Source organism: Candidatus Thermokryptus mobilis (assembly GCF_900070205.1).
Taxonomy (GTDB): domain Bacteria; phylum Bacteroidota; class Ignavibacteria; order Kryptoniales; family Kryptoniaceae; genus Kryptonium; species Kryptonium mobile.
Genome location: NZ_FAOO01000019.1, coordinates 1 through 19,837, shown reverse-complemented (window position 1 = coordinate 19,837; position 19,837 = coordinate 1). Strand labels below are relative to the sequence as shown.

General features: G+C 38.8%; 19 protein-coding genes and 2 pseudogenes. 1 reads left to right on the top strand and 20 read right to left on the bottom strand.

What is annotated here, in order from left to right; genetic code table 11:
- Positions 1–28: 28 nt before the first annotated feature.
- Positions 29–1,369, top strand: a complete 1,341-nt coding sequence (locus FKZ43_RS09930) for a hypothetical protein (RefSeq protein ID WP_140945740.1) — start codon at positions 29–31, stop codon at positions 1,367–1,369.
- A gap of 27 nt (positions 1,370–1,396) precedes the next feature.
- On the opposite strand, the pseudogene FKZ43_RS11635 reads toward FKZ43_RS09930, so the two are convergent.
- From FKZ43_RS11635 to ubiE, 20 genes and pseudogenes are all read right to left on the bottom strand, one after another.
- Positions 1,397–1,501, bottom strand: a pseudogene (locus tag FKZ43_RS11635) (PLP-dependent transferase); the annotation flags it as partial.
- A gap of 297 nt (positions 1,502–1,798) precedes the next feature.
- A pseudogene (locus tag FKZ43_RS11630) lies at positions 1,799–1,873 on the bottom strand (zinc-ribbon domain-containing protein); the annotation flags it as partial.
- Between the two features lie 20 nt (positions 1,874–1,893).
- Positions 1,894–2,088 carry a hypothetical protein gene (locus FKZ43_RS09920; RefSeq protein ID WP_140945738.1) on the bottom strand — a complete coding sequence of 65 codons (195 nt, stop codon included), beginning with the start codon at positions 2,086–2,088 and terminating at the stop codon, positions 1,894–1,896.
- 55 nt (positions 2,089–2,143) lie between these two features.
- Positions 2,144–2,692 (bottom strand): DUF2231 domain-containing protein, encoded by a 549-nt coding sequence (locus FKZ43_RS09915; protein WP_140945737.1) that lies wholly within the window; start codon positions 2,690–2,692, stop codon positions 2,144–2,146.
- Positions 2,685–2,852, bottom strand: a complete 168-nt coding sequence (locus FKZ43_RS09910) for a YHS domain-containing protein (protein ID WP_140945736.1) — start codon at positions 2,850–2,852, stop codon at positions 2,685–2,687. The genes FKZ43_RS09915 and FKZ43_RS09910 overlap by 8 nt, the downstream gene beginning before the upstream one ends.
- 70 nt (positions 2,853–2,922) lie before the next feature.
- Complete coding sequence (locus tag FKZ43_RS09905) at positions 2,923–3,285, bottom strand: hypothetical protein (RefSeq protein WP_140945735.1); 363 nt, start codon at positions 3,283–3,285, stop codon at positions 2,923–2,925.
- A 71-nt stretch (positions 3,286–3,356) separates the two neighbouring features.
- Complete coding sequence (locus FKZ43_RS09900) at positions 3,357–6,623, bottom strand: efflux RND transporter permease subunit (RefSeq protein WP_140945734.1); 3,267 nt, start codon at positions 6,621–6,623, stop codon at positions 3,357–3,359.
- A 14-nt stretch (positions 6,624–6,637) separates the two neighbouring features.
- Positions 6,638–8,170 carry an efflux RND transporter periplasmic adaptor subunit gene (locus FKZ43_RS09895; protein WP_140945733.1) on the bottom strand — a complete coding sequence of 511 codons (1,533 nt, stop codon included), beginning with the start codon at positions 8,168–8,170 and terminating at the stop codon, positions 6,638–6,640.
- 20 nt (positions 8,171–8,190) lie between these two features.
- Entirely contained in the window at positions 8,191–9,435 is a 1,245-nt protein-coding gene (locus FKZ43_RS09890) for a TolC family protein (RefSeq protein WP_140945732.1), read from the bottom strand.
- 65 nt (positions 9,436–9,500) lie between these two features.
- Complete coding sequence (locus FKZ43_RS09885; RefSeq protein ID WP_140945731.1) at positions 9,501–9,878, bottom strand: hypothetical protein; 378 nt, start codon at positions 9,876–9,878, stop codon at positions 9,501–9,503.
- A gap of 66 nt (positions 9,879–9,944) precedes the next feature.
- A complete protein-coding gene (gene panB, locus FKZ43_RS09880; RefSeq protein WP_140945730.1) occupies positions 9,945–10,742 on the bottom strand; it encodes a 3-methyl-2-oxobutanoate hydroxymethyltransferase in 798 nt (265 codons plus the stop codon).
- Positions 10,739–11,434 carry a lipoate--protein ligase family protein gene (locus tag FKZ43_RS09875; protein WP_219916524.1) on the bottom strand — a complete coding sequence of 232 codons (696 nt, stop codon included), beginning with the start codon at positions 11,432–11,434 and terminating at the stop codon, positions 10,739–10,741. Before FKZ43_RS09875 ends, panB begins: the two co-directional genes overlap by 4 nt.
- 46 nt (positions 11,435–11,480) lie before the next feature.
- The gene (lpxA, locus tag FKZ43_RS09870) at positions 11,481–12,269 is read right to left on the bottom strand and encodes an acyl-ACP--UDP-N-acetylglucosamine O-acyltransferase (protein WP_140945728.1); all 789 of its coding nucleotides are present in this window, start codon (positions 12,267–12,269) and stop codon (positions 11,481–11,483) included.
- The gene (locus FKZ43_RS09865; RefSeq protein ID WP_140945727.1) at positions 12,266–13,702 is read right to left on the bottom strand and encodes a bifunctional UDP-3-O-[3-hydroxymyristoyl] N-acetylglucosamine deacetylase/3-hydroxyacyl-ACP dehydratase; all 1,437 of its coding nucleotides are present in this window, start codon (positions 13,700–13,702) and stop codon (positions 12,266–12,268) included. The genes lpxA and FKZ43_RS09865 overlap by 4 nt, the downstream gene beginning before the upstream one ends.
- 2 nt (positions 13,703–13,704) lie before the next feature.
- On the bottom strand, positions 13,705–14,739 hold the full coding sequence (gene lpxD / locus FKZ43_RS09860; RefSeq protein ID WP_140945726.1) for a UDP-3-O-(3-hydroxymyristoyl)glucosamine N-acyltransferase: 1,035 nt from the start codon (positions 14,737–14,739) through the stop codon (positions 13,705–13,707).
- On the bottom strand, positions 14,736–15,248 hold the full coding sequence (locus tag FKZ43_RS09855) for an OmpH/Skp family outer membrane protein (RefSeq protein ID WP_140945725.1): 513 nt from the start codon (positions 15,246–15,248) through the stop codon (positions 14,736–14,738). The genes lpxD and FKZ43_RS09855 overlap by 4 nt, the downstream gene beginning before the upstream one ends.
- Complete coding sequence (locus tag FKZ43_RS09850) at positions 15,245–15,781, bottom strand: OmpH/Skp family outer membrane protein (protein WP_181180337.1); 537 nt, start codon at positions 15,779–15,781, stop codon at positions 15,245–15,247. The genes FKZ43_RS09855 and FKZ43_RS09850 overlap by 4 nt, the downstream gene beginning before the upstream one ends.
- Before the next feature lie 26 nt (positions 15,782–15,807).
- Positions 15,808–18,159, bottom strand: a complete 2,352-nt coding sequence (gene bamA / locus FKZ43_RS09845; RefSeq protein WP_140945723.1) for an outer membrane protein assembly factor BamA — start codon at positions 18,157–18,159, stop codon at positions 15,808–15,810.
- On the bottom strand, positions 18,152–18,964 hold the full coding sequence (gene uppS, locus FKZ43_RS09840) for an undecaprenyl pyrophosphate synthase (protein WP_140945722.1): 813 nt from the start codon (positions 18,962–18,964) through the stop codon (positions 18,152–18,154). Before uppS ends, bamA begins: the two co-directional genes overlap by 8 nt.
- Positions 18,965–19,059: 95 nt before the next feature.
- A complete protein-coding gene (gene ubiE, locus FKZ43_RS09835) occupies positions 19,060–19,791 on the bottom strand; it encodes a bifunctional demethylmenaquinone methyltransferase/2-methoxy-6-polyprenyl-1,4-benzoquinol methylase UbiE (RefSeq protein WP_140945721.1) in 732 nt (243 codons plus the stop codon).
- Positions 19,792–19,837: the final 46 nt, after the last annotated feature.

Genomic DNA, 19,837 nt, shown 5'->3' with positions numbered 1-19,837 from the left:
AAAACTTAAATAAAAAAAGAGGTAAAAAATGAAACGGCTAATTATTTTCGTCCTTTTATTATCAATTTTAAACCCCGTGCTTTCGCAACGCAGAGTTCAAAGGGACACACAGCCAATAAGACCTCAAACAAGTGGAGAAATCGCCGGAGGGCTTGGCTTATCTTGGTTTGATGGTAAACCATATTATCTGTTAAATATCTCCCCGGAACTTGCCTTCGGAAAATTTGGAATCGGATTTGATGTAAACCTTAGGATTGGGGTTAACGATGGGAAAATAAGAAGCGAAGATTGGAATGAATTTTATGATTTTTTAAGGGCGATAAGATATGTCAGATACGGCTTAAAAGGTGACCCGTTTTATGCTCGCATCGGAGCACTTGACTATGCTCGGCTTGGGCACGGAACGATAATTTACTACTACAAAAACAATGCAAGCTACGATGATAGGAAGGTCGGGCTTGAATTTGATGTTGACTTCGGAAAATTTGGATTTGAATCCGTAACAAGCGACTTAAGAAGAGTTGGTGTTTTCGGGGTGCGTGGATACGTCAGACCTTTAAAGCTTACACCCGCTGGCGAAATCCCAGTTATTGGAAACCTTGAACTTGGAGCAACATACGCAACCGATTTTGATAAAGATGCACTCGCACGCTATGACTCAATACAAAGAAAAATAGTCAGAGATGGCAAAAAACCAGACATAATTGGATTTGATATTGGACTTCCAATAATTAGAACAAAAATTTTTGGATGGGACCTTTACTTTGATTATGTCAAGTTCTTGAACTACGGCAGTGGCATCGCTTATGGAACGATTTTTGATTTTAAAGGTCTTGGCATCTTAAACATTAACGCCAAAATTGAGAGAAGAAATTTCGGCGACCAATTCCTGCCAAGCTACTTTAACTATTTCTATGAAATTGAAAGGTTCAACCTTCGTGACACCGTTAACGCAACGAGCAAACTTATAGCGTTGCAAAACGCTAAAAAAACAGCCGGAACTTACGGCGAGTTGATTTTCACAATTCTCGGGCAATTACAAGTCGTTGGAAGTTATCAACAGCTTGACGCAACTCCAGAAAGCGGAACTTTACATTTTGACCTCAAAATACCTCAAGTTTTACCGACAATTGTCATTGATGCAGGATATGATAAGGTAAACATTAAAGATCTGAGAGATGCTTTTAAACTTGATGAGCGTTCGCTTCTGTATGCACAAGTTGGATATAAGCCAGTAAAATATATAATCGTGAGCATGTTTTATCAATGGACTTTTAAGCCAGTGAGAACGGACAATGGGACTAAGTATGAAGTTCAAAAGAGAGTTGAGCCGAGAGTTTCATTTGTTTTTCCGTTCGGGACAAAATAAAATTTCGGGGCGTCAATATGACGCCCCTGTTTCAGCATAAAGGTCATCAAAAGCTACAACATGGTCACCGGAGTTTAAAATTGTTAAAATCAGCGTTGTTTCCGCTGCCATCCCAGAGGAGAAGGCAAGTGCAAATTTTGCAACTTTTTTGTCAATGACAATATCAAGTGGAAGGATAATTTTCCCATCCCTAACTTTCGCCTCTACATAAGACATTTCAAGATTTTTCCCCCTATAATCAACCCTTGAGATGACCTTAGGTTGAGCCTCTATGATCGGGTTTTTATAAGATGGGATAGACTTGGCAAGCATAACGATCGTAAATATAGCAATTGATGCCAGAATTATAATTGAATAAATTTTGTTTGCTCCTCGGTTTTTTCGTTCATTTAAAATTTTTTCCCTTTTGCTTCGCAAAACTTTGAGCTCAAAGCCACAATTTACACAGAAATTCGCCTCAGAATTAACTTTATTCCCACAACTTGGACAGAAATTCAAAGACATTGTTTCCCTCCATTTTTATTTTAATTCAAGTTTGCGTCCGTATTTACACCAAAGTTTTGATTAACCGCAATTATAACATCGTCAACATCTTCACCGGCTATCAACCTTTCAGTGATGAAATTCTTTTGCTCAAAGGTTGCAAAAAATATCGCTAAACCCTCAATAAAACCAAGCCCAACACCAAGAGCTATGGGATGAACTCTTTGATAAGTCATCTTATCCTCCTTTTAATTTGTTTCGTTCTATCATTAACGACTAAATCAAGAGAAATCAACCGTGTGCAAGAATGCCACCGTAAAACCCAGCGATCAGAACCAGAATTAAAGCAATTACACCTATAACCCAGGAAATTTTTTTCAATTTCTTAACACTTAAGAACAAAAACCACACCCATATTGAAATCACCGTTGCTATCCCAAGATTCCTATGCGTTTCAACCACCCATTCTTTTGATGTATTTTCAAATGCGGACCCCTGCGAAACACCTGTCAAATATGCTAAAATGCCAAACAATCCCGCAAGAAAAACAAGAACACTAACTAAGTTTAAAATCTCACGCCGTTTAAACCCCAGAAGAGTAAATATAAACCCTGCAACGACAAAAGCTATCGGGAAATGAATAATCTTGTTATGAATATGCTCAAATAGTGTTATTTTCAAGTCAATTCTGTATGGCTCAATCTGCGCAACACTGCTATCACTTTGAAGCACTTTTACAGAATCCTTTTTTCCATGTCTTTCTTTCCCGTGCGAAAAAACCAAGGCAAATGATAAAGCGAGCAGAAAAAGCAACAAAGTGAGGTATCTAAACTTATTCATCGGATTCCTCCTCTCTTTCTTGAATGTATCTCTCGGGCTCTTTTTCAAATTCTTCCTTACAGTAAAGAGAACAAAAATAGTATGTCTTCCCTTTATACCTAACCTTAAAAACGGCTTCACTTTCATTTACCTCCATTCCGCAAACGGGGTCTCTAAGCATTTTAAATCTCCCTTTTACTTTTTAAAAAACAGCACCCCTGGGGAAAACAATTAGGGATGCAAGAAAAGCATCAATGCATATGTTCCTTCTTCTCCATCCCTTCCTTTTCCCTTCCCTGCATCATCTTTTTCATCATCCTCATCATGTTTTTACCGCCCATCATCATCTCACACATATTTTCAGCCATTGCAGTGTCCTTCTCAGCATAAGACATGAGGCGATCCATCATCATATCTCTTGCGTGTTTGTCAGCTATAGCCTTATCCAGAAGTTTTATCATAAGTCCGTGATTACCCACGATGTAATTTAAAATTTCATCAATGGTTTTTGCATCCTTAAAAATTTCCTCTGCCCTTTTCTGCTGTTGTGCAAAGGTTAAACCAACCGCGAGAATCATACCGATAAGAAGCGAAAGAAAAATTTTGTCTTTCATGTTAATTTGTCTTTTTGTTTTTTAATTTCAATTCGCACCGCAGAACCCACACTGATGTTAGAATCGCATTCTCATTCCCGCTCCATTTGCTCAGTTTTAATCTCTTTTCTCAAGCTCCAGCTTCTCCAAATAAGATAAATCGCTGGATAAACAATTAGCTCAAGTATAAAACTTGTGACAACCCCACCAACCATTGGTGCAGCAATTCTTTTCATCACATCGGCACCTGTCCCGTGACTCCACATTATAGGCAAAAGCCCAGCAATTATCGTAAAAACAGTCATCGCCTTTGGTCTCACTCTTTTTACAGCACCATGATAAATTGCCTCTTTTAAGTCATCAATTGTCCTCAATAACCCCTTTCTCTTCCACTCCTCATAAGCAAGGTCAAGATAAAGAAGCATTACGACACCGGTTTCAGCATCAAGCCCAGCAAGAGCTATTATTCCCACCCATACAGCAACACTCATATTATAACCAAGTATGTAGAGAAGCCATATAGCTCCGACAAGCGAAAACGGCACAGCGAGAAAAACTATGAGCACCTTTGTAACTGATTTCGTGTTGAGATAAATTATGACGAAAATTAAAAGCAATGTTGCCGGGATTATATAGTAAAGTTTCTGTTTCGCTCTCTCCATATATTCAAACTGACCACTCCAGCTGATCGTGTATCCGGGCGGAAGTTTGACATTTTCCTTTACCGCCTGTTGTGCCATTCTCACATAAGTCCCGACATCGTAATCCCTAAAATCAACATAGATCCAAACATTTGGTCTCGTGTCCTCGCTTCTGATTACCATTGGACCTTTTTTAATTTCAATATCTGCAAGTTGAGTTAAAGGAACTTGCGCCCCTGTTGGAGTTGGAACGAGAATTCGTTTCAAATTCTCAATATTATCCCTTAACTCTCTCGGATACCTTATACTAACAGGATAACGTTCAAGCCCTTCAACAGTTGTAGTAATTTCCATCCCACCAATTGCAGTCATAATAACATCTTGAACATCTCCAACAGTTAAACCATATCTTGCCGCCTCCTCTCTTTTGATTTTAAAGTCAACATAATTCCCACCAAGTATCCTTTCTGAATAAGCTGAAACCGTTCCAGGAACTTTTCTTATCACCGCTTCAATTTCTTTCCCTATCTCTTCAAGTGTTTTCAGATCTGGACCGGCAACCTTTATTCCTACCGGTGTTCTTATCCCAGTTGAAAGCATATCAATTCTAGTTTTTATAGGCATAGTCCAGGCATTTGACAAACCCGGGATTTGAAGTGCTTTATCCATCTCTTTTACAAGTTTTTCAGGTGTCATCCCCGGTCGCCATTCTTTTTCTGGCTTCAACATTATTGTTGTCTCAATCATATCAAGACCAGCCGGGTCGGTTGCTGTCTCAGCCCTCCCAATTTTACCGAAGACATGATGAACCTCAGGAAATTGCTTTATAATTTTATCCGTCTGCTGTAAAATTTCTCTCGCCTTCGTGATTGAAATACCAGGCAAAGTCGTCGGCATATAAAGAAGATCGCCTTCCCATAACGGGGGCATAAATTCCGAACCAATTTTTGAATAAGGAATATAAGTCAACGCAAGAATTAACACTGTCGCCACTATAACAAGCCACTTGAACCTCAAAGCAAAATGTAAAACGGGATGATAAATCTTCATCAAAAATCTATTTATGGGATTTCTCTCCTCAGGTGGAATCTTCCCCCTGATGAGATATCCCATCAGAATTGGGACAATCGTGATTGATAAAATTGCAGCTGCAGCCATTGAATATGTCTTTGTATAAGCAAGTGGCTTGAACAATCGCCCCTCCTGTGCTTCAAGTGCAAAGACCGGAAGGAATGAAACTGTGATAACGAGCAGAGAGTAAAAAAGCGATGGACCAACCTCCTTTGAAGCGTCAAGTATTATCTTCCAGTGGTCTTTCTTGCCAGAATCACGCTCAAGATGTTTGTGCGCATTTTCAATCATAATTATCGCAGCATCAACCATAGTGCCAATTGCAACTGCGATACCGCCAAGCGACATTATGTTAGCATTTATCCCCTGAATTTTCATTATGATAAAGGAAATCAAAATCGCCGTCGGAAGCGTGAAAATAGCTACAAATCCACTTGTAAAATGAAATAAGAACAAAAAACAAACAAGGGCAACAATGAGTGACTCCTCAATCAGTTTCTCTCTTAAAGTTGCAATTGACCTTTTAATCAGCTCAGACCTATCATAAACGGTTATGATTTTAACATCATCAGGCAATCCTGATTTCAACTCTTCAAGTTTTCTCTTCACCCCTTCAATAACTTTTAAAGCATTTTCACCATGCCTCATCACTATTATTCCACCTACAACTTCACCCTCACCGTTAAGCTCTGCAATTCCCCGCCTCATCATCGGTTCAATAGAAATCGTAGCTATATCACCAAGATAAATCGGCGTCCCGGCACCAAAAATTCTATTCCGTGAAACTATCTCATGTGAAGAAAGCATTTCCGAACCCATATTTGCGCTTCCCATACCAATTCCAGACATCTCAGCCATAGGAGCTTGTGTCATAACCTTTGCCATTTTCTCAGAAGATGTACTTACCCCAACTGGGATTTTCTTTATGTCTTCAATTGTCTTTATGTATCCAAGCCCGCGAATCATATACTCCATCTCACCCATCTCTATTACCTCACCACCGACATCATTATTACTTCGCTTAATCGCCATCACCACCTGACTTAGCGGTATGTTGTAAGCAAGGAGCTTATTCGGATCAATTGTTATCCTGTAATTTTTCACATATCCACCGATGCTTGCAACCTCACTCACGCCTTCAACGCTTGTGAGTGCATACCTGAGATACCAATCCTGAATTGAACGAAGCTCGCTTAAATCCCTTTTATCCGATACAAGAGCATACATATAAACCCATCCAACACCAGTTGCATCTGGACCAAGCGCTGGAACAACTCCCTTAGGTAGTTTATTCATTGCATAGTTTAAATACTCAAGCACACGACTTCTCGCCCAATAAAGGTCTGTCCCATCCTCAAAAATCACATAGACAAGCGAAAAACCAAAAAATGAATACCCACGCACAACCTTTGACTTCGGAACGGAAACCATTGCAGTCGTAAGCGGGTATGTAATCTGTTGTTCAACAATCTCAGGCGATTGCCCCGGATACTGAGTGTAAATTATCACCTGAACATCACTTAAATCAGGAATCGCATCTATCGGAATTGTCTGAATTGAGTAAATCCCCGCAAGTATTGCGAAGATGACGGTTATCACGACGATAAACTTATTGTTTACTGACCACTCAATTATTCTTTGAAGCATTTGAACTAAAACTTTTATTTTTGTTTAAGATATTTCTCTGGATTTGCCTTGAACTTCTCCATATCAGACTTCATGCAGAAGTAATACTTTTTGCCCTTATAAACGAAAGAAAGTTCCTCATCCGGCTCAACTTCCATCCCGCAAACAGGGTCAATAACTTCTCCAACAGTTTCTTGTTTTACTTTACTATCTTTTTCCATATGATTTTCATGCTCCATATTATGATCCTTATGCTCCTCCGTTTTTCCATCCGGTTTGCCCTCCTCTGGGAGCATTGAGCTACCATGTTGATGTGTCAATTGAGCGAGTGCGGACTTAAGATTGCTTTCGGAGTCAATGAGGAAATGAGATGATATCACTATGTTCTCATTTTCACGAAGACCATCAAGGACTTGATAATAACCATCAGCAAGGACACCAAGCTTTACCTCAACTGATTTAAACCTTCCTCCTCCAAGCGCCACGACAACAATATCACGGGTCCCTGTCCTTATAACCGACTGCTCCGGGACAACGAGAGCATCAATTGCAACCTTTGATTTTATGTTAACATTTACATACATATCTGGTTTCAGAAGATAACCCGGGTTTTCAAATTCAAGTCGCACCTTCACAGTTTTCGTCTCCGGCTGAAGGAACGGATAAACATATACTACCTTGCCCATCAAAATTTTCCCCGGGATATAAGAAATCTCAACCTCTGCATCTTCCCCAACTTTGACCCAAGGCAACTCATATTGATAAATATCAGCATAAATCCACACGCTTGATAAATCAGCAATTTTCATCAAGTTCATACCTGGCGAAATTTTCATCCCAAGAAAGATATTTTTCTCAACAACTACACCGTCAACAGGGGAATAGAGCGTCAATGTCTTACGAATCTGCTTCGTTTTTTCAAGTTCTGTTATTTGTTCCTCAGTTATATCCCAGTAAAGAAGTCGCTTCTTTGCACTTTCAACAAGTTGATTCGCACCTTCAATTATATTCGGGTCATTGCTCTTTGAGACACTTTGCTTGTAATTTATCGCTTGGAGATATTCCTCTTGCGCAGTTACAAGCTCTGGGCTGTAAATTTCAAACAATGGCTCACCCTTTCTGACAAACTTGCCAGTATAATCAACATAGAGCTTTTCAATCCAACCGGAAACCTTCGTCGTGAGCATAGCAATTTTCCTTTCATTATAATCAACTCTGCCTATCGTTCTTATCGTCTTTGTAAGCTTCATCCTCTTAACTGGCTCAATTTTAACACCTATATTTTGAACCACAGCCGGGTCAATCCTCACTACCCCCTCCTCTACTTCCTCCTCTCCCTCGTAAACCGGGACAAGGTCCATACCACAATCCGGTGCTTTCCCCGGCTTATCACTCGTTATCCAAGGATGCATCGGGTCTTTATAGTAAAGAATTTTTTTCTCCGATTTTAAAATTGCTGTTTTTGATTGCCCTTCTTCTCTACCTGGAAATTTTTTCCCAATCAAGTAACCACCAATTGATGAAATAAGTGCGATGAAAATAACTGTTAACATCAACTTAAACTTCATTTTGAAATTTCCATTTTGTTTTAAAAAATCCTTTTCCCAATCAGCTTTTCAATTTCAGCAAGTTTGCCGTGATATTCGGAGAAAACTTTCTCATACTGAATTTGATATTTGTAAAGGGACATGAAATTATCAACAAGCGTCATAAAGTCAATTTTTCCAACTTGATAACCGACAAGCCCAATGTTTAAATTTTGTGTCGCCTGCGGTATTAGACCATTCTTGTAAAGGTCAATTAGCTTTGCTTTCTCCTCAATTTCATTGAGCGCTTCTTGGATCATCCTTGATATCTCGTTTCTAACGGATAAAAACTTCGCCTCAGATTGCATTATAGCTATCGCTGTCTCCTCAACCTTTAAATTTTGCTTCCTCCAGAAAAAGACAGGTAAATTTAACCCTATTGAAAAACTTAACATATCAAGCGCCTTAACGCCTGTCGGCTCAATCGCAGAACGCTGACCATATGAAAATCTGATCTCAAAATCAGGTATCAACTCTTTCCTTGCAAACTCGTTCATAAACCTATCTTTCTCAACCATCTTCCTCATCGCAATCACCATAGGATTATTCTCAAATGCAATCCTTTCAATCTCATTATAGGCTAAGGAAAACTCAACCAATTTTAACTCTTCGGGAACATAAACCGAATCCATCGGCTTCCTGTAAAGTAAGGCATTGAACCTCGCTATAAGGTCTTTTCTCTTTCTTTCCATACGGATGAGTTCATCCGTCATCTTTGAAAGCTCAACTTGTGCTTTCAAAACATCCTGTTGAATCCCCTGCCCGGTTGCAAACCTAGTTGATGTTATCTTAACAAAGTCCCTAAGCAAATCTATTGACCTTTTCGTGATCTCAATTGCTCTTGTCATATAATAAATCTCAAAATAAAGCATTTTAATCTCAGCGATCATCTCAATTCGCTTCAACTCATAAACTTCCCTTGCTATCTCATAATCCTTCTGCGCCATCTTACTCATCAATGAATACTTCCCCGGATACATAAGCATTTGTTTTATCCCAATTTCTTTCATCGTCATCATATCCATCGCAAAGCTTAAATTCGTCGGCAAGTTTGCTACCCCAAGCATCAACATTGGGTCAGATGGTGTGCCAACCTGTTTAATCCTTCTCTCTAATGCATCAACTTGAAATTTGTAAGATTTCAATTCTGGGTTATTTTCAAGCGCCAGATTTATGTAATCGTCAAGCGTCTGCGAAAAGGCAAAGTATGAAAATATAAGGACCAAAACACCGATGGTTAAACGCATAATTATTTAGCGGAATTTGTTTTAAAGCAAAATAAAAATAAGTTAAAAAGAAAAAGCGGACATTTTTAAATGAGGAGGGAACAATTCATCAAAGGTATTTTTAACCCCAGCAGTGGTTTGAAGCTATAAAAGAGTGAAAAGTTGATAGGACGCTCAAACTTTGGAAGAAAATCGGAAGGGATAAAACTTGTGGAAATTACCTTGACTACTTCATCTTTTGAGATTGAAAATTCATTAACCTTTCCTTTCTCAAATGTTTTTGTCTCGCAACAAAGATTTTCAATGCTGTTAAAATAAACTCCCCCATCTAAACCCGCCTCACAATAACATGTCATTTGGAGGTCTTCCATATCAAATATCTTGCAATCCTTTAAAATAACGGAGTAAGGAATCGTCCCAAGCAGAAAAACAAGTAGCACAACTATGTTGATAAACCTTTTCACTTTCGCCTTAATCTTTGAATTTTCTCACAAGGATATAACAAAAAAATTGAGAATATAAGTTCCATTTCAATAAAACTCGCCCTCGGCGGGGAATTTTCCACTTTTGACATCTGCGATATAATTTTCAAACGCACTTTTTATAACTTTTGCAAGTTCAGCATATCTTCGCACAAATTTCGGCTTAAACTCCTCAAAAAGTCCAAGCATATCATAAACCACCAGAACTTGTCCATCGCAATGCGGACCAGCTCCGATCCCAATGGTTGGGATTTTGACGGACTCTGTCACCCTTTTCGCCAGTTCAGCTGGTATTTTTTCAAGCACGATTGCAAAAGCACCAGCTTTCTCAAGTTCAATCGCATCATTTAAAATTTTTTTCGCCTCGCTCTCATCCACACCTCTAACATCATAACCACCAAACTTATGGATGCTCTGTGGTGTCAAGCCGAGATGACCCATAACAGGGATTCCAATTGATGTCAATTTGCTCACAACTTCAATTATTTCACTTCCCCCCTCAAGCTTCACGCCTTCTGCACATGTCTCTTTCAAAACTCTACCGCAATTTTTCACCGCCTCCTCAATGCTAACTTGATAAGAAAGAAATGGCATATCAACGATGACCATTGCTCTTTTAACCCCCCTACAAACCGCCTTTGTGTGATAAATCATATCATCAAGCGTCACTGGCAATGTCGTCGCATGTCCTTGGAAGACATTCCCAAGTGAATCACCAACAAGTATGACATCAATCCCTGCCTCATCAAGTAACTTTGCGATCAAAAAATCATAAGCTGTCAGCATTGCTATTTTCTCACCCCGTTCCTTCATTTCAAGTAATTTCTTGGTCGTAACTTTCTTCATATGCTTAAAAAATCTTTTTTATCAAACTTTGCACCGAATCTCATTTCAAACCCGCTTCGCAACACATCCGCGACCTCATCAAAACTCACATCACGACCAAGTATCTCGTTAAGGCAAATCGTCTTATTTTCAATTTCGCCCTTAATCTCTTCAATTATTTCAACTTTATCTGTTTTTAAAAACTCCGGCAATTTCTTGTGAAAATCACCGATCAAAATTGAACCGTGTTGTAAAACGACATCACCGTATCTTCTCTGTGCACTTCCGACAAGCTTGCGACCTTTATATTTCACTTCATACTTTGAGGTTATAGCAAAGCACGGGATTGAGCGATAATCTTTATAGGATTTTACAAAGTCAGGCATTGAGATTTCAAGTTCAACTTCCACACCGAGGAGATTTAACCCCGAAACTATTGCTTCACTTATAAGGTTATAAATTTCAATCACGCTTTTCCCTTTTGAGTTCATCACAACGGAATATGTTAATTCCTCGGCGTGAAGTATCGCCCTCCCCCCAGTCGGTCTTCGGACTATGTCAAAGCCAAAACTTTTTATCTTTTCAATGTCAAAAATTTCAATGTTTTGATTATATCCGATTGAAATCGCATACGGCTTCCAACCGTAAACTCTTAACACAGGTGGAATCTCCCCCTTTGAAAATAAATCAACCAAAAACTCGTCAAATTTCATATTGAAATCTCCAGGCTTAAAGCCAGTGTTTAAAAAAAGCCACTTTTCAGTCATAAGGTCCTCTTATAATTCCACGCTGACTTGTCTCAATGAAATTAATGATGTTTTGAATCTCAGGTGTTGGTTCAAATTCATCTTTCAACTTCTTCAAAGCTTGTGAGACATTGAGATTTGATTGATAAATTACCCTATAAGCATTTTCAATCCTTTCAATTGTCTCCTTTGGGAAATTTCTCCTTTTCAATCCGACAATGTTAAGCCCTTCAAATCTCAACGGTTCTCTCGCAGCCATTATATAAGGTGGGACATCTTTGGGGACCCTCCATCCGCCTCCAACTATTGAATGTTGACCAATCCGAACGAATTGATGCACCGGGACAAGCCCACCGATTATAACATAATCTTCAACCGTTACATGACCTGCGAGGTTTACAGCATTAGCCATTATGACATTGTTCCCTATAACGCAATCGTGCGCCACATGGACATAAGCCATCAATAGGCAATTACTTCCTATAACTGTCTTTCCAGAGTGTGCTGTCCCTCTGTTAAGTGTGCAAAACTCACGAATAATTGTGTTGTCACCTATCTCAAGCGTTGTATCTTCACCCTTAAACTTCAAGTCCTGAGGTATTGAACCGACGGATGCACCATGAAAAATCTTGCAATTTTTCCCTATCCTCGTCCCGTTACCTATAAAAACATTTGAACCTATTTCCGTCCCATCCCCGATAATAACATCGTCTTCAATCACTGTGAAAGGACCAATTTTTACATTCTCCCCGATTTTTGCGTAAGGGCTTACAACCGCCCTCGGATCAATAAATGTGCTCATGAATCCTTTTCAATCGTTTGTTCATTTGATGTAAATTCTGGTTTTGTAACAATAGCAGCCATCATCTCAGCTTCTGCGACAAGCTTGCTGTCTACATAGGCACGACCATACATCGTGCAATACTTACTTCTTCTTTCAACCATCTCCACTTCATATATCAAGGTATCACCAGGGAAAACAGGTCGCCTAAACTTTGCATTTTTTATAGCCATGAAATAAACATATCTATTTTCCATTGATTCCTCTCCATTCAAAAGCAAAATTCCGCCCGTTTGAGCCATTCCTTCAATTATCAAAACACCAGGCATTATCGGATGCCCTGGGAAATGTCCTTGAAAGAAAAATTCATTCCCCGTGACATTTTTCACCCCGATTATCTTTTCACCCATCTTAAAGTCAACTATTTTATCAACGAAAAGAAAAGGATACCTATGTGGCAAAATTCTTTGAATTGCGTTTATGTCAAATACAATCCCTTCCTTTTTCTCAAATTGATACTTCTTTACAAGCTTCTTCTGGAGATAAAGTTTTCTTATCTTCCTCACAAATTCAATATTGCTTGCATGCCCGGGTCTTGCTGCAAGGATTTGAGCCCTCATCGGCGCCCCGACAAGAGCAAGGTCGCCAAGTAAATCAAGAAGCTTATGTCTTGCTGGCTCGTTCTTAAAGCGAAGTGGTTTGTTATTCAAAATACCATTGCTACCAAGAAAAACAACTTCATTTAAACCAAACTTCCTGCTCAATCTATCTATCTCCTCCCGCGACAATTCCCTGTCAACAATCACAATTGCATTATCAAGATTCCCACCGCGTATTAATCCCTGCTCGTAAAGCATTTCAACTTCGTGTAGGAAACAAAATGTCCTTGCCGGGGCAAACTCTGTGACAAATTCTTTCTCAAGCGAAAATAAACCGGTGTGTTGGCTTCCAAGCGCTGGATTTTTATAATCAATCATAATCGTTATCCTGAAATCATCCAATGGCAAAGCAGCGATGTCAACCCCTTTGCTTTCATCCGAATAAAGAATCGCTTGATCAATTATAAGATAATCTTTGGGCTCGTCTTGTTTTTCAATTCCAGCTTCAAGCAAAGCATCAACAAAAGGTTTCGCACTGCCATCACCAACAGGTGGCTCAATTGAATCAAGCTCAATCAATATATTATCAATTTGAAGCCCCGCTATAGCAGCAAGGACATGCTCAACGGTGTGGACCCTAACTTCACCTATTCCAAGCGTAGTCCCACGACTGACATCAACCACATATTCAACAAGTGCTGGAATTTCAGGTGAACCGCCGAGATCAATTCTTTTAAACCTTATCCCAAAATTTGACGGTGCGGGTTTAAAAGTTATAGTGCACCTTTGTCCTGTGTGTAAACCAACCCCGGATAAAGAAACCGGCTTTTTTATCGTCTGTTGCTGAACTAACATCTTCAACCTCCCAAAACTAATTTTTCAATTTTAGTTTTTAATTCACGAAACTCCTTTATTAATTCCGGAAGCTGCCTTATCGCTCCCTCAATCCTTAAAGCAAGCGAATGTTCACGCGCTGGGTATCCGAAATAAACTTTTCCAGGTTCGGTTATTGATTTTGAAACACCTGATTGAGCTGCTATCGTCGTCCTGTCAGCAATCTCTATATGACCCACAATGCCAACTTGACCGGCAAGTACACAATTTTTTCCAATCCTTGTGCTACCAGCAATACCCGTCTGAGCAGCAATAACTGTATTCTCTCCTATTACGACATTGTGAGCTATCTGAATTAAATTGTCAAGTTTAGCACCTCGCTTTATAATCGTCTCTCCAAGCGTAGCACGATCAATTGAACAATTTGAACCAATTTCAACATCATCTTCAATCACGACTATACCAACCTGAGGGATTTTCTCATATGTCCCGTCAGGTCTGGGGGCAAATCCAAAACCATCACTTCCAATCACGGTTCCAGAGTGAATTATAACACGATTGCCAATTTTGCATTTATGATAAACCGTAACATTTGGATAGATCAAGACATCACCACCAATTTCAACATCATCACCGATGACGACCCCGTGCATTATAACTGAATTATCCCCGATTTTAACCCTTTCACCGATTACGACATTTGCACCTATACGAACATTTTTACCTAAAACAGCCGTTTTTGAAACCACCGCTGTTTGATGTATCCCAGGAGGAAGCAGTTCCAACGGCGGATTCAAAATTTTTAACACCTTCACAAATGCATAATACGGATCATCCACGAGGAGCAAAGATAAATCATCCCTTCTCCTTTGAAAATTTTTCGCAACTATAACCGCCGAAGCTTTCGTCGTCTCAAAAAACTTTTCATATTTGGGATTAGCTATGAAAGTAATATCACCTTTACTGGCATTTTGAATTTCTGAAACTTTATTAATTTCAACATCAGCGTCACCCACAATTTCACAGTTTAAATAACTTGCGATTTCCTTCAATTTCATCGCAATTGCAAAAGTTTATTTAGGACTTTCTGTGTAAGGTCATATTTTTCGTTTGCGTACAAAAGCAAAATCTCTCCACTTTTATCAAAAACGAAATCAAAACCCTCTTCAAGTGCGACTTCTTTTATTGCGTTGAAAATTTTACTCTGCACCGGTTTAATCAACTCATCTTGTTTCCGGTAAAGTTCACCATCCGGACCGAATTTTTGCATTTGAAACTCGGCTATTTTTCTGTCAAGCTCGGAAAGTTCCCTTTCCATTTGCGCTCTCGCTTCATCCGTCAATATAAGTTTTCTCCTCTCATACTCGTCATATTTTGATTTCCATTCGTCTTTCATCCTTTGGAGTTCATCTTGCCATTGTTGAACAAGTGCATCAATTTTCCTTTGCGCCTCCTGAGCCTCGGGAAGCTGTTTCATTATCGTTTCTGAATCAACATAACCCACCTTCACCTGTGAAAATAAAGGCAATGAAAGCACAAGAACAAATAACAGAAGAAATCTTTTCATTTAGATTTACTCCCTCTTGTTAATTTGTCAAGTACTTTGAAAGTTATATCAAACTGCTTATCAGCGTAAAGCAATATCACATCCCCCGCCTTGTCAAAAACGAAATTTAACTTCTCTTCCCTTGCAACTTCCTCAATGGCATCAATTATCTTATCCCTTAAGGGTTTAAGACGCTTTTCTCTTTCCTGTTCAAACTCACCTTGAGGTCCGAGCTTTTGATTCCTGTATTCAAAAATTTTCTGTTCAAGTTCCATTATTTCCCTCTGCATACTTTCCTTTGCTTGCGGATTCAACATCGCCTCTTTCTTCTGATACTCATCAAGTTTGCTCTGGTATGTCTTGACCATCTTGTCAAGTTCACTTTGATATTTCTGCAAAAGGTTATCAAGTTCCCTCTGTATTTTCTGCGCTTCTGGAAGTTGCTGGAGTATAACTCCGGAATCAACATAACCAATTCTTATCGTTGCTTGTTGAGCAAATACAGCGGAAGTGAAAAATAAAATTAATGCTAAGACGAAAAAGTTTTTCCTCATCATTTCTCCATAGTTTAGTTTTTGAATTAAAAACCTCTCCCAAATTGGAAATGAAAGTGCCACCCATCCGGCTTTCCATCTTTAGGAAATACATCATCAAAGCCATAACCGTAATCAAATCCAATCAATCCGATCGGCTGCATATGCAAACGAACACCAAAACCAATTGACCTTTTCAAATCAAATAGATTAACCTGTCTTGTCCTAGCCCAAGCGTTTCCCGCTTCAGCAAACAGAAGCAAGTAAATTGGCATTGGATTCATAGTGACACCAAATCTTAACTCAGTTGTGTATTTCATTAAAATTTTCCCCTCAGGCACACGACTTGGTGTTGTCCCAATTGACATATCTTCATATCCTCGCAAAGGTATAACAGCTATATAACCAAGTCCAGTCCCACCCATTGAAAACATCTCAATAGGCGGAATAAATGCACCACGATAAAAACCATCCACATAACCCCAATCAAATGAATTATACCAGACAAGCTTGCTCCAATTAAAAACCCTACTAAACCACTCCGAACTCAAATAAATTTTGAAATAATCAGTATTACCAGGAAGTATCGGACCACCTGAAATCTCAGTTGAGAGAGAAAAGTTTGAACCAATGGTCGGGAAAATTGGATTGTCTATGCTGTTTCTTGAGATAACTTGCGTAAAACTAAACTGACTCCACTTGCCCTCCCTATAATATCCACCTGTTCCACTAACATTATAAAGTTGAAATCTAAACATATAATCCACCCTGAAATAATCATCTGGCCATCTCAATCTTCTACCTAAATTTACCGACCCCCCTGTTTGTCTTAGGTCATAAGTAAAAGCATACCTTGTATCAACAATGTTAAATCCAATTGAAGTCGGTGTATCTTTAAACCAAGGTTCTCTAAAACCAAGGCTAAAGGTCCTGTAATCATATCTTCCAAAAACCCATTCAAAATTAAGCATTTGTCCATCCCCGCCACGCCATGGCTCAGAAATTGAAAAGTTATTGAAGGTAACACCTATACTTCCAAGTAAACCAAAAGCGCTATAACCGACTGATGCATTGAAAGTATCGCTTGACTTTTCCTCCACCTCATAAGTCAAATCAACCGTTGAATCGCTAACCATCTTATAATCCGGCTTCAATTTCTCCGGGTTAAAGTAATTCAAAACAGCAAGATTCCTTATGCTTCTTATGATGTCACTTCTACTGAAAAATTTACCAGGCACAGTGTAAAGTTCCCTTCTTATCACCCTATCCTTCGTTTTGGTATTCCCTTTTATCTCAACCCTTCTGATCCTAAATTGTTTTCCCTCATAAACATGGATTATGATATCAATCGTATCCTCACCAACTTTAACTTCTTCCGGCTGCATGTTCATCGTTAAATAACCATTATCAAGATAAAGTGATGCGACATCGGTTTGTTGATCGTTCCCATACAAATTTTTCTCAAACTTCTCACGGTTATAAATATCCCCAGGCTTGAAATCAAGTCGCTCAGTTAAAACCTTGTCATCAAAAACTGTATTCCCTTCCCAAGTTATATTTCTCACTTTGTATTGCGGTCCTTCGTGAAGCTTTATCGTTATATAAAGCCCCTCTTTTTTTTCATCAGTATAAACGGAATCATAGAGAATCGTGGCATCTTTAAAACCCTTTTTCCTGTAATACTCAATTAACTTCTTTTTATCCTCCTCAAACTTTTTCCTCTCAAACTTCGCTGTCCTCCAAAACATCCACCATCTTTTTTCCTTCGTATCCTTCATCGCCCCCTTTAAATCCCCATCTTTAACCTTAACATTACCATCAAAAATTATCTTCCTTACAGAAACTTTTTTCCCCTCGTTTATCTTTAACTTTAAATTAGCCCTTCCCTCTTTCGTCGGTATCACCTCAAAATTAACATCAGCAAGGAAATAACCCTTTTCTTCATATGCCTTCTTTATCTCATTCCTTACGGATGTCAATCTATTTTCCGCTATAACTTGCCCCCTTACAAGATTAATTTTGTTCTTTATATCCTTCGCTGAAATCGCCTTATTCCCCTCAATTATTATATCATCAAGCCGTGGGTATTCCTCAACTTTAATTAAAAGATAAACCCCATCTCCAACTTGATTTTCAATTTCAATCCTTACATCCTTGAAAATCCTTAAAGCCCAAAGCTGCTTTATCGCGTTCCTTATCTTATCCCCAGCGATTATACTATTCCCAACCCTTGTAAAACTTATCTCGTCCCCAACTTTTAATCCCGAATTTGCTATTATCACCGACGGTTGAGCGACAACATTACCCTCAACAGATATTCCAAGTATTTTATAAACCTCTTGATTTTGCGAATATAAACTTAAAACGAGGGTGAAAAGTAAAATCAAAAATTTACGCATTCCCGTTCAAACCTTTCTTTTTTATCTGTTCACTTATCATCCCAAACCTTCTTTCTCTTCGCTGATAATCTCGTATCGCTTCATATAAATGCTTTCTCCTAAAATCAGGCCAAAGACAATCAGTGATGTAAAGTTCAGTATATGCGATCTGCCAAAGTAAAAAATTACTTATTCTAAGCTCGCCACTCGTTCTAATCAAAAGGTCGGGGTCTGGAATTCCAGCTGTATTAAGATAACTTGAAAAAAGTTTATCATCTATTTCCTCAACTTTAATTTTACCTCTCTTCACATCCTTTGCGATCTCTTTCACCGCTTCAATTATCTCCCATCTTCCACTATAACTTAACGCCAAATTCAGAACCATTCTTTTATTATTTTTTGTCTTCTCCATCGCCTCCCTTAATTCTTGACGAACTTCCTTCGGAAGAGAATCAATATCACCAATTGCCATGAGTTTGATGTCATTTTTATGAAGTTTTTCCGTCTCAGAGCGAAGCGTCCTTATTAGAAGCTTCATCAGTGTGTCAATTTCCTCTTTAGGTCTTCGCCAATTCTCAGTTGAGAAAGCAAACAAAGTGAGATATTTAACCCCAAGTTGAGCACATGCCTCAACGACATCACGAACTGACTTAACACCTTCTCTATGTCCAGCAACTCTCGGAAGCCCTCTCCTTTTAGCCCATCTCCCGTTACCGTCCATTATAATTGCTATATGCGTTGGAATTTCTCCACTTCTCTTTAGCTCCTCTTGAATTTTTCTATCCGTGGATAACTTCAACGAGACCTTTGATGATGAGTCACTCACACTCTCGTCACCCTTGCTTTTTTTGAAAAATCGCAATAAAGTTTCCTTTTTCTTTGGAATTCTGATTTGAAATTTAACTCTTTGAACTTAAAAAATCAATTTTTGACCCCGATATATAATGTTACGATGCCAAATGTCAGGCGATGGATTTCAATTCGCTTAAATCCACAATTATTTAAAATTTTTGCAAATTCCTCACCCTCTGGGAATCTCAAAACCGATTCAGGAAGGTAAGTGTAAGCGTTTTCATGTTTTGAAAAAAGTTTCCCGATAAAGGGGAGAATTCTTCGGAAGTAAAAAAGATAAAACAATTTAAATGGTTGTTTCGGCATAGAAAATTCAAGCACAGCGATTTTCCCGCCGTTTTTCAACACTCTGTGAATTTCCCTAAGCCCTGTTTCAAGATCGGAGAAATTTCTAACTCCAAAAGCAACAAGACAAACATCAAACACTTCGCTTTTAAAAGGCAAATTTTCAGCTGAAGCACAGACAAGATGTATTTTCTTTATTCCTTTTTTCATCGCCTTTTGACGAAAAATCTTAAGCATATTTAAAGACACATCAACGCCGAAAATCATTGACGGATTTCTTTTGGAAGCCATTATTGAAAAGTCGCCAGTTCCACAAGCGGTGTCAATTATTTTTTCACCACCCTTTAGATCAAGCTTACGAATCGCAAACCATCGCCAATAAAAATCAAGCCCAAAGCTCAAAAGATGATTTAAAAAATCATACCTATATGCAATTGCGTCAAACATCTCACGGACATAATTTTGCTTTGCTTTTTTTTCAACGAAGACATTTTGAAGCGAGTTTTTATCAGTCATAAGCGCTGAGATGTTTTTTCAAAAAGTTAATTGAAATCCATAAAAT